Source organism: Pseudoalteromonas sp. XMcav1-K, assembly GCF_044005875.1.
GTDB lineage: Bacteria > Pseudomonadota > Gammaproteobacteria > Enterobacterales > Alteromonadaceae > Pseudoalteromonas > Pseudoalteromonas spongiae.
Window position 1 is genome coordinate 132,943 of the sequence record NZ_JBIPJE010000051.1, and the last position, 14,093, is coordinate 147,035.

General features: G+C 38.9%; 13 protein-coding genes. 7 read left to right on the forward strand and 6 right to left on the reverse strand.

What is annotated here, in order from left to right:
• Positions 1-12 precede the first annotated feature (12 nt).
• The 5 genes from ACHSBP_RS20475 to cadR form a co-directional block, all read right to left on the reverse strand.
• On the reverse strand, positions 13-1,770 hold the full coding sequence (locus tag ACHSBP_RS20475) for an efflux RND transporter periplasmic adaptor subunit (RefSeq protein ID WP_284295603.1): 1,758 nt from the start codon (positions 1,768-1,770) through the stop codon (positions 13-15).
• Positions 1,770-3,182, reverse strand: a complete 1,413-nt coding sequence (locus ACHSBP_RS20480; RefSeq protein ID WP_395390316.1) for a TolC family protein — start codon at positions 3,180-3,182, stop codon at positions 1,770-1,772. The genes ACHSBP_RS20475 and ACHSBP_RS20480 overlap by 1 nt, the downstream gene beginning before the upstream one ends.
• A complete protein-coding gene (locus tag ACHSBP_RS20485; RefSeq protein WP_138522033.1) occupies positions 3,182-3,679 on the reverse strand; it encodes a DUF411 domain-containing protein in 498 nt (165 codons plus the stop codon). The genes ACHSBP_RS20480 and ACHSBP_RS20485 overlap by 1 nt, the downstream gene beginning before the upstream one ends.
• 107 nt (positions 3,680-3,786) lie before the next feature.
• Positions 3,787-4,167 (reverse strand): hypothetical protein, encoded by a 381-nt coding sequence (locus ACHSBP_RS20490; protein WP_138628188.1) that lies wholly within the window; start codon positions 4,165-4,167, stop codon positions 3,787-3,789.
• Positions 4,168-4,653: 486 nt separating this feature from the next.
• Positions 4,654-5,043, reverse strand: coding sequence for a Cd(II)/Pb(II)-responsive transcriptional regulator (gene cadR, locus ACHSBP_RS20495; RefSeq protein WP_138628189.1), 390 nt, complete (start codon positions 5,041-5,043; stop codon positions 4,654-4,656).
• A 79-nt stretch (positions 5,044-5,122) separates the two neighbouring features.
• Here cadR and ACHSBP_RS20500 point away from each other — a divergent pair, with 79 nt between their 5' ends.
• The 7 genes from ACHSBP_RS20500 (at position 5,123) to ACHSBP_RS20530 (ending at position 13,680) form a co-directional block, all read left to right on the forward strand.
• The gene (locus tag ACHSBP_RS20500) at positions 5,123-5,782 is read left to right on the forward strand and encodes a cation transporter (RefSeq protein ID WP_138628190.1); all 660 of its coding nucleotides are present in this window, start codon (positions 5,123-5,125) and stop codon (positions 5,780-5,782) included.
• Between the two features lie 10 nt (positions 5,783-5,792).
• The gene (locus ACHSBP_RS20505; protein ID WP_138628191.1) at positions 5,793-6,518 is read left to right on the forward strand and encodes a transglutaminase family protein; all 726 of its coding nucleotides are present in this window, start codon (positions 5,793-5,795) and stop codon (positions 6,516-6,518) included.
• The gene (locus tag ACHSBP_RS20510) at positions 6,511-7,413 is read left to right on the forward strand and encodes a cation diffusion facilitator family transporter (protein WP_395390317.1); all 903 of its coding nucleotides are present in this window, start codon (positions 6,511-6,513) and stop codon (positions 7,411-7,413) included. Before ACHSBP_RS20505 ends, ACHSBP_RS20510 begins: the two co-directional genes overlap by 8 nt.
• 52 nt (positions 7,414-7,465) lie before the next feature.
• Complete coding sequence (locus tag ACHSBP_RS20515) at positions 7,466-7,825, forward strand: hypothetical protein (protein ID WP_249363239.1); 360 nt, start codon at positions 7,466-7,468, stop codon at positions 7,823-7,825.
• An 82-nt stretch (positions 7,826-7,907) separates the two neighbouring features.
• A complete protein-coding gene (locus ACHSBP_RS20520; RefSeq protein WP_395390318.1) occupies positions 7,908-9,125 on the forward strand; it encodes a TolC family protein in 1,218 nt (405 codons plus the stop codon).
• Positions 9,126-9,178: 53 nt separating this feature from the next.
• The gene (locus ACHSBP_RS20525) at positions 9,179-10,468 is read left to right on the forward strand and encodes an efflux RND transporter periplasmic adaptor subunit (RefSeq protein ID WP_100912751.1); all 1,290 of its coding nucleotides are present in this window, start codon (positions 9,179-9,181) and stop codon (positions 10,466-10,468) included.
• A gap of 11 nt (positions 10,469-10,479) precedes the next feature.
• On the forward strand, positions 10,480-13,680 hold the full coding sequence (locus ACHSBP_RS20530; protein ID WP_100912750.1) for an efflux RND transporter permease subunit: 3,201 nt from the start codon (positions 10,480-10,482) through the stop codon (positions 13,678-13,680).
• A gap of 157 nt (positions 13,681-13,837) precedes the next feature.
• Here the strand turns inward: ACHSBP_RS20530 and ACHSBP_RS20535 are convergent, their stop codons facing one another.
• Positions 13,838-14,044, reverse strand: coding sequence for a hypothetical protein (locus ACHSBP_RS20535; protein WP_138628928.1), 207 nt, complete (start codon positions 14,042-14,044; stop codon positions 13,838-13,840).
• Between the last annotated feature and the right edge of the window lie 49 nt (positions 14,045-14,093).

Below are 14,093 nucleotides of genomic sequence, written 5' to 3' on the forward strand. Positions count from 1 at the left end.
TTTACTCCCAGCTTAATGATTCGAGTGATCAACTACAGGCTTATTTTCTTTGCCGTGTTGTTCGCCTGATTCAAGGGAGATTTCAGTGATCACTAAGTCATCTCTTACCTCAAAGGTGAAAGTGACATTATCACCAACATTGAAATCAACCATTTCTATATTGTCCGCGACGATAAAATCCATCGTCGCAGCAGGTCTATCCCATTTCTCTATTGGGCCTCTGCTAATATTTAGAATCCGTGTATCAATATCAATCGCATTGATCAAACCTGATACGGTTGCTGATGATACTTCTTCACTCATATCAACAGACTCACTCATGATATGAATTCCAGTAATTTCATATCCACCATCTTCGGTTTTACTCACTTCAAAGTGCAAAGATTGACCAGACTTTAATGAGTCAATATCGACTTTTTCAGCCACAGTAAAATCCATAACCATCTCCGGCCAATCCCAAGCTTCAGCAGGACCATGAGTAATGTTAACCATGCGATGACCCGCCATAACGCTGTTGATTTCGCCTTCCATCCAAACAGAGTTAGGCACTTCATCATGAGTCATTCGTTTGAAATCAGAATTTTTGCTTGATTCGGAATCAATCAGGAATTGAGCTGATGTCACCACAACATCATCCTCATTAAGACCCTCTAAGATTTCGATACTATCCATATCAACCCGGCCAATTGTCACTTCGATAGACTTAAATTGCCCATCCCCCAAAGCAAGCACAACTCTGTCTTGTTTACCTGTACGAATGACAGCTTCTTTAGGTACGAGTATGGTGCTTTCAGCTTGATTGGAGTGAATAGATACTTGTGCAAACATGTTCGGTTTTAATTGATAGTCTGGGTTATCAAATCTCAGTCGCACTCGGAGTGTGCGTGTTTTACTGTTCAATGTTGGATAGATATAATCAACGACACCAGCCCAGTCCTCACCGGGTAAATAATCCAGAGTCATTGATACTGGCAGACCTTTTTTAATCAGGGCGGCTTGCCGTTCAAACACCTCTGCTTCAACCCACACTTGATCTAGTTGACCAATGCTTAGAATAGTATTACCCGGTTTGACGTAGAAGCCTTCTCTAACTTTCAGGTCATCAACAACACCCGCCTGAGGGGAGTAAAAGGTGATGGTTTGCTGTACCTTTCGTGTCTTTTCTAGCTTTTGAATGAAGTCTGATGAAAGCTGTAATGCTTTAAGGCGATCTTTCGCCGCCGAAATTAAGGAACTATTATTACGCTTTAAAGCTATTAACAGTTCTTCTTGCGCGTTAACTAACTGAGGAGAATACAGCGTATAAAGAGGCTGACCTTTTTCTACAGGGTTACCTGCTGCTTTGATGTAAAGTTTTTCAATCCAACCATCAACACGTGGGTGGATATGAATTAGCTTATCTTCATCATATTGAACGTAACCTACTGTTGAGATTTCAGTATGCATATTTTTCAGTTCAACAGGTGCAGTGCGAACCCCAAGGTTATTCACTACATGAGGCGCAATTTTTACTGCTCCGGGACCAAAGTCATCGCCAGATGACTCTTCCTCATACACAGGAATTAAATCCATCCCCATAGGCGACTTACCGGGCTTGTCCCGGCGGTAATTAGAATCCATCGGTGCGACCCAGTACAGCGGTTTTTTCTCTGCTGATGTCGCTTCATCAGTATTACTGTTTGAATCTGTACCTTGACTTAAACTCAATGCTCCTGCACCCAATGCAGCTCCAATTATGACGGCAATAATTGTTTTCGTATTCGTTGACATTATTTTTCTCCAAATTGCTGATTGGATAAGTGCTGAGTTTGCAGTGGCTTATGTTCAGCATTTGATTTAGATTTAGAATGCGTAAAGAAATAGTTGATGCGAGCAACTGTTTTAAGTGCATCAACATCAATTCTTAAAGCTGATATTCTGGCATTTAATTCGGCAATTCTTGCTCGAACAACTTCGGCAAAATCGCCATCATCATTGGTGTAAGCCGTCAAAGACGCTTCCGCTTGGTCATGAGTTTGTTTAAGGAGTTGTTCTTGATAGATAGATTGTCTATCAGATAAACGCTTAAGCTGTCTAAGCTCCTTTTCCACTGCACTGATCATTTGTTTTGTCAGCAATAACTTCTCGGTTTTAACCGCTTCTGATTCAGCAATAGAAGCTGCAACTTGCTTATCTTGTTTATTCTCAGTGAACAACGGTAAGTCAAATGTTACGCCAACAGAAAATAAGTCAGCTCGGCTATCACCTGAAGGCATATTGTCACGATATGCATAGCTTGCATTGACACCCCATTGTGGCTCATATTGCTGTTTAGCTAATTCAACACCTTTTTCTGAAGCTTTGCGTTTTACATCAATTGCAAGTATGGCTGGATGATCCGCAAGTTCCTGAGCCAATACATTCCTTGAGTAGTTAGATGCTTTAAGGACGGTTGGATTCTTCAATCGAATCGAGGGCAATTCTTTTGATACACTAAACTCAAGAGGTAGAGCGTCAAAATTAAATGATTCATTCAAACGTTCTGCATCGTAAATATGAAGCCACTCATTGAGACGAGCGATTGTCATTTCTAGTTTCTGCTTTTGCGAAGTTAATCTGTCATCTAACTGCACAATTTCCAACTGAGCACGAATAACATCTTGCTGTCTGGTTTTACCAACAACGTTTGAGTAACTAGCTTTAGCCACTTCCGCCATCTGCTCAAAAAGCGCCCAATCCGCCTCAATCAAATTAATAGTCTGTTGTGCTAAGTAAGCATCTAGCCAAAGTTGTGACACTTGGCTTTTCAACTTCGCTTTACGATCCTCGCGTAGCAGGGGAAATTTCGTAGACTCAATTTTTAACTGGTCTTGTTTGATCTCTAGGCTATCTCCTCTCGGAAACATTTGAGAGACGCCAACCTTTAGCTGCGTCATTCCTTCCTGATCTAAGTCCCAAGTATCTGTTGGTAAATTCATTATCCCAAGCGATACTTTCGGATCAGGCATAGTACCTGAAGCGATACTTCTATTTTCAACCGCACTTTGTTTCAATCGGCTACCATGAAGCCAAGGATCATTTTGCTGAGCTAAGGTTATTGCTTGTTCAAGTGACACTACTTTCTCAGCTTGAGCTGAGAATACAGATAAGCCGAGTAATAGTGCAGTTGAAAGTGAAGTAAGGTTTGAAGCGTTCAATTTCATTAGAATTGCTCCTCGTATGTCTTAACTTTTGCATATACTTCGCTCGTTCCATCTTTAAATAGAATTAACACGTTGTATGGCATAAAGCGGTCACCGACTTCCATACCGGGAGAGCCAACTGGCATTGCTGGAACTGAAAGCCCAATCGCATTCGGGTGCTCTTCTGATAAGAACTGCTGAATAAATTTAGCGGGTACATGACCTTCAAAGGCAAATCCATTTCTGCTCACTGCCGTGTGGCAGGAGCGGTAATTAGGCTTAATACCATACTTAGTTTTGATATTGCCGATGTTTCGGAAATCTTTGGAATGCGCAACGATCCCTTCGTCTTCAATATGAGTTATCCATTTTTTACAACACCCACAAGTAGGGGTTTTATAAACGATTAACTCCAAAGGTGTTACGTCGTTATTGTGTGCATGTTTATGTTCATTAGCGTTTGCAAACGCAGGTGAAAGCAGCATTACAACTGCTATTTTTAAATACTTATTGATCATTTTTGCCCCCAGACATCGCTGGAAAATAGCTATAGCGCTACGACGCTATATTGACTAACAGAAAAATTAATTACATGTGCGCGAAATTTGGACGCACTAATCCTGTATTAGGCAAAAATTGGTGGACGATAAAGGGAAGTGGAAATTGAATGAGGTTGTTTAGATTGCAGAGCAGCTACAGATTCACTCAATATTTGAATATCTGTCGAGTCAACACTGGAATTTAGGACAGTCGTAGATGAGCAAGCATTTGCAGGACAAACACATTCAACATCACAACAATCTTCTGATTGACCATTACTGCTTTTATTCATTTCACCGTGGTTCATTCCTTCATGATGACTCATCTTGGAATGATCCATGCTCATGTGTGACTCGTGAGAGCCTGAAGACATTTCGCAAGACATAGCAGAGTACGCAAATGCTTGCCCTACAAAGGCAACCAGCATAAGCGTTATCACTAAGACTTTTGAAAATGCTTTAGACATAAAATTCTCTTACAAATACACAACTCCAATATTAATGTAAATTTTCGACTAAGTAAAGTGATGCTGTGTAAACATTTATGAATATTTGATTATCGTCAATTTTTGAAAGGGGAACATGTAACATTAATAATCTCGTTTGACTGTTTAGTAGTCAAAAGTTAAACCGTTGCGCATGATTGGAACATCTATTAAGTCCAACTAGTTTATCTTGTAATGCATATACATCCCCGTCAAATGAATTGATATACAGCGAAGGAGTATGCTCGCTTATTGATAAACATTACGTCCTTAATGACATAAATTTAATATCCCGTAAACTCAAAATGGTCACGTTAGGTGCTCACGATACAAGCGGCAAATCTCTCTTGTTAGTAGAGAGAGTTTTGCCGGGGAACTCAAATCTGTTCGTGAGGGTAAGAAAATAAGTATTAATTAGTCTGTATCAATAATTAAGGTGAGTTAAAACCGAGTCTTTTGAATATCACTTTAGCTATCTAATGACTTAATTATCCCACACTCTTCAATGGTATTATCAGAATTACACGTATTAGCCATTTGTTGTAATTCGTTTTTTAAGGCTTTTAATTCTTTCATACGTTTATTTACTAAAGCTAATTGTTGCGCAATCAGCGCATTTACACTTGAGCAACTTTCTTCTGGTTTATTTTTTAGGTCGATAAGACGTTTGATATCAGTAAGAGAAATATCGAGACTGCGACAATGTTTTACGAATTCTAATTGCTTCAAAGCAGTAACGTCATACAATCTGAAGTTACCTTCTGTACGCTCTGGATCAGAAAGTAACCCTTCTCTTTCATAGTATCTGATAGTTTGTATAGAACAGCCGGATGTTTTCGATAATTCACCTATTTTCATAATATTTTCTTTTTAAACTTGACTCTATAGTTACTATAGGTTTTACACTTGAATTATACAAGTAAGGCGGAGTTAAAAAATGAGCGGTTGTGGCTGTGAAGTAGAATTAAAAGATGACCAACAAAAAACAGTGCTTTATTGGCTTTTAGCTATAAATGCCACGATGTTTGTATTTGAAATTGGTTTAGGTTGGTTATCTGAATCAACCGCATTAATTGCTGATTCGTTAGATATGCTAGCTGATGCTATCGTCTATGCCATTGCCTTATATGCCGTGGGGAAGTCAATCCAACATAAAGCTAATGCAGCATTAGTAAGTGGTTATTTCCAATTGGGGTTAGGGGTTCTAATTCTTCTCGATATAGCTAGGAGACTAGTTGGAGAAAGTGAGCCTCATTCTTGGTTTATGATTGGAGTTGGTTCTGTGGCTTTAATCGCTAATGTCATTTGTTTGATGCTTATACGAAAGCACAATAATGATGAAGTGCATATGAGGGCTAGCTGGATATTTTCAGCTAATGATGTGATCGCAAACCTTGGTGTTGTATTCGCTGGCATACTTGTCATGGTGCTAGAACAGCGCTGGCCTGATATTGTTATTGGTAGCATCATTTCAATGTTAATTCTTCGAGGTGCTTACATGATATTAACGGATGCCAAACAAGAATTAGTATCGGCTCAATATACATCTGAAGTATCAGATAAAAATAAACAATCAACCTGCTGCAATTCAAAGTAAGGAAGCTCATATGAGTCAAGAATATCTAGAAAAAACAGAGATAGTTAACTTTGAACACCCCACTATCCAATCATTAATAACAGAGCGAAAATGGCATGAGCTTGATGACTACAACAAGATTGGCACTGCTTATCAGTTTGTAAAAGACGAAATACTATTTGGCTATAACGAAAGCGACGATATTTCCGCAAGTGAAGTTTTATCTGACGGATACGGGCAATGTAACACTAAGGGCAACCTTTTAATGGCCTTATTACGTGGATTAGGTATTCAGTGCCGATTTCATGGTTTCACAATTGATCAGCAACTTCAAAAAGGAGCTATTCCTACCTATGTCTTTTGGTTAGCACCCAAATACATTATTCATAGTTGGGTTGAAGTTTTCTTTGATGGTGAGTGGATCAATTTAGAGGGCTTTATTTTAGATAATCAATATCTCACTTCAATACAGCAAAAGTTTAATCAAATAAAAGACAATTTCTGTGGTTATGGTGTTGCAACAAAATGTTTTTCATCACCAGATACAGATTGGCGCGGAACCGACACATATATTCAAAAAGAAGGGATTCACGACGATTTCGGACTTTATAATTCCCCTGATGAGTTTTACCTTGAAAAAGGCACTAATTTGTCTGGAGTCAAACGCTGGATGTATCAAAAAGTGATCCGCCACCTAATAAATTTCAATGTCACTAATCTAAGAAAAAATAAAGCGCTGGAGGTACAAAATGCGTAGTCATAGTCATAGTCATAGTCATCAACATGGAACAGACGACAGGATTGGTTGGGCATTTTTTCTGAATGTTACCTTTACGATTATCGAATTTATTGGTGGTTGGCTCACCAACAGTACCGCTATTATGGCTGATGCGGTGCATGACTTAGGAGATAGTTTATCGATTGGCTTTGCATGGATATTAAGTCGTTTTTCAAACAAAGCAGCGCCAGATAAATACAGCTATGGTTACCGCCGACTTACACTGTTCGGGGCATTGGTAAATGGCATTGTATTAGTAATTGGCTCAATTTGGGTGTTGTTTGAAGCAATTCCAAGGTTATCTAACCCTGAAATGCCTGTGGTTGAAGGAATGTTAGGGCTTGCGATACTCGGTGTTGCTGTCAATGGATATGCCGTATTCAAATTAAAAGCTGGTGAAACTTTAAATGAAAAAGTACTAACTTGGCATTTACTGGAAGATGTTTTGGGTTGGGTCGCCGTTCTAATTGTTTCAATTGTATTGTTATTTGTAGAACTGCCAATACTAGACCCACTGCTATCAATTGGTTTTACATTATTTATCTTATTTAATGTTTTCAGAAATCTAAAATCTACACTTGTTTTGTTCCTTCAAGCCGCACCAGATGAAGAAACTCAACAAAATATCAAACAAACTTTAATTAAATTACCTGAAATTAATGGGGTTCATCACATGCACTTTTGGTCGTTAGATGGAGAAAGTCATGTACTAACTGCTCATTTGGAGTTATCTAAAAACTCAAGTGTGAATGAACTCGTTGCATTAAAACAAACTATCGCAATTGAACTTTCAGAATATCATTTGTCTCATACAACCATTGAGTTTGAGTTTCCCAAAGAAACTTGCAGAGATGAGCACGAAAAAGAAACATAGAGCTAGTCCCAACTGTCGCTTCTTGTTATAGTTTTATTTCACAATTTTATGGGTGTCTATTTTGAATTTCACTGTTGCTTTAAGGATAATATTAGTTCTTTCGATTGTTCTACAATCGATAAGCTCTATTGCGTCTGCAACTTCTGAGAATCATCAAATCGATGTAGAGCACCTGCAAACTCAACATGACCACAAAAATGATCGCGATATTTTAAATGAAAACGCTGATGATGAACCTCATGATATCAAGGATTGTCATCACTGTGGTCATTGTAGCGGCAGCCACTTATCTTGGATATTAATTAGCAATTCAAATAGTGCAACAAAGTTATATAACAACAACCTAATACCTTATCAATTCGATCAAACAAAAGAATTTTTAGACGCTATATTACGCCCCCCTATTTCTTAAATTTCTAAATTTATAACCGTCCATTTATCGATTTAAAATCGGTAAATGAGAGATGATTAATACTTAAAATTTAAGAAGTCTTATGTATAAATATATAAAAAATACAGGCGCTTGCCTGTCATTCTGCCTGCTTGTAAGTATTTCATATACCGCTTACAGCAAGCAAAAAAGTGAGTCGTGGTTAGACACACAAATAAATAAAGATCCCGAAATAATTGAAGCAAGAGAGTTGTTAATCGCAAGCAATCATCATGCAAAAAGCTTAACTCAGGCAATATATAACCCTGAGCTTGACGCAAGTTTTGAGAAAGAAGGTGATTTTAATAACTATTCAATCGGTTTGAGTCAGACCATTGATTTTTGGGATAAACGCTCTGCCAATACGTCAATTGGCGAGATAACTCTTTATGCCAGCCAGCAGCATTTATTGAATTTAATCGATTCAAAAAAGGCCGATGCGTTAATTGCTTTGACAAATTGGCAATCAGCGAAAGATACTGCACAGCTATCTACGGAGAGAGAAAGTCAACTGCAAACCTTACTTAGTATTGTGGAAGACAAACAAAAGGCGGGAATACTTGAGCCTCTAGATGCTGAGCTGGTTTACTTAAACTTGTCTCAAGTTTTTAGTGAAATAGCTGAATATCAAATAGAGCTAAAAAATGCTGAGGTTAAAGTTAAAGAGCTGCTGCCTGATTGGACACCAGAGTTAGCCAGTAAAATCTCTATTGATTTCGATGTTGAAAACTATTCATACAAAGCTGAATGGATTGAACAACACCCCCAAGTACAATTGGCTAAAGCAAAATGGAAAGAGCAACAAGCTAAAGCACAACTAACAACCATAGAGAATAAAGCTAATCCCACCATAGGGATTAGCGCAGGAAAAAATAGTGACGATAATATCGTTGGCTTAACATTCTCTATGCCTTTGAATATCAGAAATAACTATTCCGATGCTACTAAAGCGGCATATTCAGAAGCCGTTGCTGCGGAAGCTTATTTCCAATCCATTTATCGAAAACGCTCTTTTGAAGCTCAGGCCAACTATGAATCCCTCATGATCAGTAAAAAATACTATCAGCGATGGCAAAACCTTATGCAAAACCGAATTGATAATAGCGCGAGGTTGCTAAACGCTCGTTGGGAGGCTGGAGACATCAATACTTCAGACTATCTAATAGCGTTGAGCCAAAGAGCTGATGGATTGCACTCGGGCATTCAACTAGAAAAACAATTTAGACTCTCTGAAATAGCCTTCATTTGGAGCATGGGTCAATTATCTAAGTTTAAGATTTAATTAGTTAAAACGGCAATTAGAAATCTTAAACGTTAAAAGAATATAGGTAAAAAATGAATACATTATTTAGCAAAAAATTATTAGCAATAGTAATTAGTGGACTTTTTTTAGGTGGGACATTAAGCGGTGAAGTGTATGCTCTACAAGTAAATACAATTGAACCTGTAACAGCAAATCCCAAAAAACATAAACACGAACACTCGGAAAGTGAAGAAAATCATGTAGAAGAAGGCCATCAGGAAAATGAAGGCAACCATTCTGAAAAAGACACAGAACATGACGAACATGGTCACGACCAAGAGAGCAAAAATAAAGAAACTGAAGAGGAACATGAAGAAGGTATTACTCTAAGCCCTCAAAAAATGTCACTAGCCAATATTAAAGTTCAAAGCATAAGACCTGATTATCAATTCAGTACAATCTATGCGCCCGGAGAGGTCAAAGTAGATGGTTATAGCAGCTATGTCGTTTCTCCCCGTACCGAGTCAGTGATAATAAGCAGACATACTGCACTCGGTGAACACGTAGAAAAAGGACAAAAGCTGGTCACCCTATTTAGTGAAGCAATGGCTCAAGCTCAAGCTGACTACTTGATTGCGTCAACTGAATGGCAGCGAGTAAAGAAATTAGGCAACAAAACAGTAAGTGAAAGTCGTTTACTTCAGGCTCAAACCACATTTAACGCCACATACGGAAAACTTATCGCACTAGGGTTAACTGAAAAAGCGATAAAAGACATATCAAATAAAGACATAACTTCGTTTGGCCAATATTCGCTAGTAGCTCAGCGAGAAGGAGTAGTTTTACAAGATGACTTCACCCAAGGCCAACGAGTCGATGCGGGTGATACTATCATGCTTTTGGCAGATGAAAATAAGCTGTGGGTGGAAGCTAAAGTATCACCCAACAAAAAGCTCAATCTATCAATCAACTCTCCGGCAATAGTTAAATTAGAAGGAGAGGATTATAAGGCAAAAGTTATTCAGGAAGCCCACACGATTGATCCCATCACTAGAACTCGAATCATTCGCCTAAGTGTTAATAATGCAGATGACAATCTCCATTCAGGCATGTTTGTTAAAGTATATTTTCAATTTGCCACTGAACAAAAAGTTATGGCTGTTCCAGAAGAAGCTTTAATTAGAAGTGCGGACGGAGACTGGACCGTCTTTGTTGAGGATCATCCCGGTGAATTCAAAGCGAAAGAGGTTGAGTTAGGTCGTGCACTAGGTAATTTCAGAGAAATTTTTGGTTTAGAAAGTGGTACTCGTGTGGTAACTCAAGGAGCGTTTTTTGTTGCTTCTGAAATAGCTAAAGGCGGATTTGATCCGCATAACCATTAAGGAGAGACGCTATGTTTAATAAAATTATAGATTGGTCTGTAAACAACCGACTCCTTATATTGATTGCCTTATTTGCCACTATTGTTGGCGCAATAATGGTGATCCCCAAACTGAACTTAGATGCTTTCCCAGATGTAACCAATGTTCAAGTCGCTGTTAACACTGAAGCACCGGGGCTTGCAGCAGAAGAAGTGGAACAACTCATTACTTATCCGATTGAAGCGGTCATGTATGCGTTACCTGATGTTGAACAAGTACGTTCAATTTCCAAAACAGGATTATCTGGCGTTACTGTCGTCTTTAAAGAAGGGACAGATATCTATTTTGCTCGGCAGCTCGTCTTTGAACGGCTTCAAGCAGCAAAAGAGTTGATACCTGACGGTGTAGGTACGCCTGAAATGGGACCAAATACGTCTGGGCTAGGACAAGTATTTCAATACTTGCTCGTGTCAGATAAAGACGCAGGATATGACTCAATGGCATTAAGAAGTTTAAATGATTGGATAATTAAATTGCTCATTATGCCAGTCGATGGTGTCACCGACGTCTTATCTTTCGGCGGAAACGTTAGGCAGTATCAAGTTAACGTAGATCCATCTAAGCTCCTTGCATATAAATTATCACAAGAAGATATCGTTAAGTCGCTTGATAGTAACAATGCCAACGTTGGCGGTTGGTATATGAATCGAGGGCAAGAGCAACTTGTCATCCGAGGAACAGGCTGGTTCGAAAGTGGTGAAGCAGGCATTAGCAACATTAAGCAAGTACCTGTAAAAACCGTTGATGGTACAGTCGTGACAGTTTCCGATATCGCCAAAGTCGAATTAGGCAGTGAGATTCGACAAGGTGCGGTCACTATGACCCGAAAAACAGCAGATGGAAAGGTTGAAAACTTGGGTGAAGTCGTATCAGGCATTGTGCTAAAACGTATGGGTTCAAATACAAAAGCAACCATTGATGGTATTAACGCAAGAATCCCTTTGATCAATCAGGCGTTACCTAACGGTGTTCGCTTCGAACCCTTCTATGATCAAGCTGATTTAATCGAAAAAGCAGTCAGTACCGTAGTAAATGCACTCTCACTTGCCTTTATCTTTATTTGTATCGTACTAGCACTTTTCTTAATGAATTTAAGAGCGACTTTTCTTGTCCTTATTTCGATCCCTATTTCAATAGGCATTGCGCTGATGATAATGGCTTGGTGGGGTATATCGGCAAACCTTATGTCGCTAGGTGGCATTGCGGTAGCAATTGGTATGCTGGTCGATGGCTCGGTTGTGATGGTTGAAAACATGTTTAAACATTTAAACCGACCAGACGCTACTCATAAACAAAATGTGCAAGAACGCGTACCAAGTTCTGATATTGATCCACATGCTGTAGAGCAAGACGATCATGGAATTAAATTACGACTAAAACAAGCAGGGAAAGAAGTTGCAAGACCTGTCTTTTTTGCTGCATCTGTCATTTTGGTAGTGTTCTTACCTTTGTTTAGCTTTGAAGGCGTAGAAGCCAAACTCTTCCAACCGATGGCTGTTAGTATCATTTTGGCTATTATTTCGGCCATTGTAGTTGCTTTATTTATCGTTCCTGCACTTGCTACTTATATGTTCAAAAAAGGAGTGAAGGAGAGAGAAAGCTTTGTACTTAAACCATTAAATAACCTTTATAGAAAAGGGCTTAAGTTCGCACTTAAACACACCAAATTAATTGTATCAGCATCCTTAATAATGGTTGTGTCTGCATTTTCAATCGTGCCTTATATTGGCACAGAGTTCGTTCCAGAACTGGAAGAAGGTACAATTAACTTAAGGGTTACACTCGCTCCTTCTTCAAGCTTGGATACAGCATTAAGTGTCGCACCTATCTTGGAGGATAAATTGATGGCATTTCCTGAAGTAACCTATGCGCTTAGCCGAATAGGACGAGCCGAAATCGGAGGTGATCCTGAGCCTGTTAATAATATTGAAATTTATATAGGTTTAAAGCCAGTCGCCGAATGGACCTCTGCCTCGAATCGCTATGAACTGCAAAATAAAATGGAACGTTCTTTAGAAGAGTTTCCGGGTCTTTTACTCAACTTTTCTCAACCTATTGCGACACGAGTTGACGAACTATTATCTGGTGTAAAAGCACAATTAGCGATAAAACTTTTTGGCCCAAATCTAGACATATTGGCAGCTAAAGGGCAGGAAATTGAATTGGCAATCAAAGACGTTGAAGGCGCTAGAGATGTCGCTCTTGAACAAATCGCTGGTGAAGCTCAGTTAGTTGTAAAGCCTAACAGACAAGAGCTTTCTCGCTTTGGCCTTTCTGTCAGTGATGTTATGGAAATTGTACGAGATGGCATTGGTGGTATAGAAGCAGGACAAATCATCAACGGTAATGAGCGTTATGATATATATGTGCGTATAGAAAAAGAATATCGTAGTAATAAAGAAGCTATTTCTGATATTCGCATTCAGTCTCCAACAGGGGCTTGGGTTCGTCTGGGTGATGTAGCAACTGTCTCCTTTGAATCTGGCCCACCACAAGTGAGAAGAGACGACGTGCAAAGGCGTGTTGTTATCCAAGCCAACGTGCAAAATAGAGACATGGGTAGTGTTGTTACCGACATCAGTAAAGTCATCGCAGAAAAGGTTGATTTGCCTGCTGGTTACTCTGTTTCAATAGGTGGTCAATTTGAAAGTCAACAACGAGCACAACAACGGTTAGCTATAGTGGTTCCTCTATCTTTAGCCCTAATTGCTCTTTTGCTTTACTTCGCATTTGGCTCAGTTGGTCAAGCCATGTTGATTTTAGTTAATGTCCCATTAGCTGTTATCGGCGGTGTTTTCTCCTTATATTTGTCTGGGCAATACTTGTCCGTGCCAAGCTCCGTTGGCTTCATTACACTATTTGGTGTTGCCGTGTTAAATGGTGTGGTTATGGTTGAGAGTATAAACCAACGAATTAGGGATGGCTTGGATGTTGCCCAAGCAGTATTTGAAGGAGCAACTTCGCGTTTAAGACCTGTTCTTATGACAGCAATAACATCTGCATTAGGTTTAATACCGATGTTAATGTCAAATGGTGTAGGAGCTGAAATACAACGACCACTGGCAAGTGTTATAGTTGGTGGTTTGATAACAGCAACATTACTCACATTGTTTGTTTTGCCTGTTTTATATCGCTGGTTCTCCAAAAAGAAAATTGAGGAGTTATCCCGCTAATTCAATTTTCATCAATTGTGAAGCTTCCGAATCAAGGAATATGAATTGGAAGCTTCACTTTATTGCTATCACTAAAAAGCTAGCTATTACGTAAAATTACTAATCTGATCGAATATTGAATTTGTTGAAGTCATTCTAGACTCCTTATTTTCGTTATTTAATGAATTTTATTTCGAGACTTTAGTTGTTCCCTCATTTCTAAAACTCGATCTGCTGAATAAGCTCCTGCTCTCATAACAACCAGTTCAACAAACGAAATATCAATTAACTTATGGTCAGCATCAATCACATAATAACTCCCATTATGTGTGATGATTTCTAATTTATCCTCGACATCAGATTTGCTAACAATCTTTGAAGTCACGATTTGCTCAAATGGCCTAAACCTGAATGTTTCTTCGTCAATAACCACC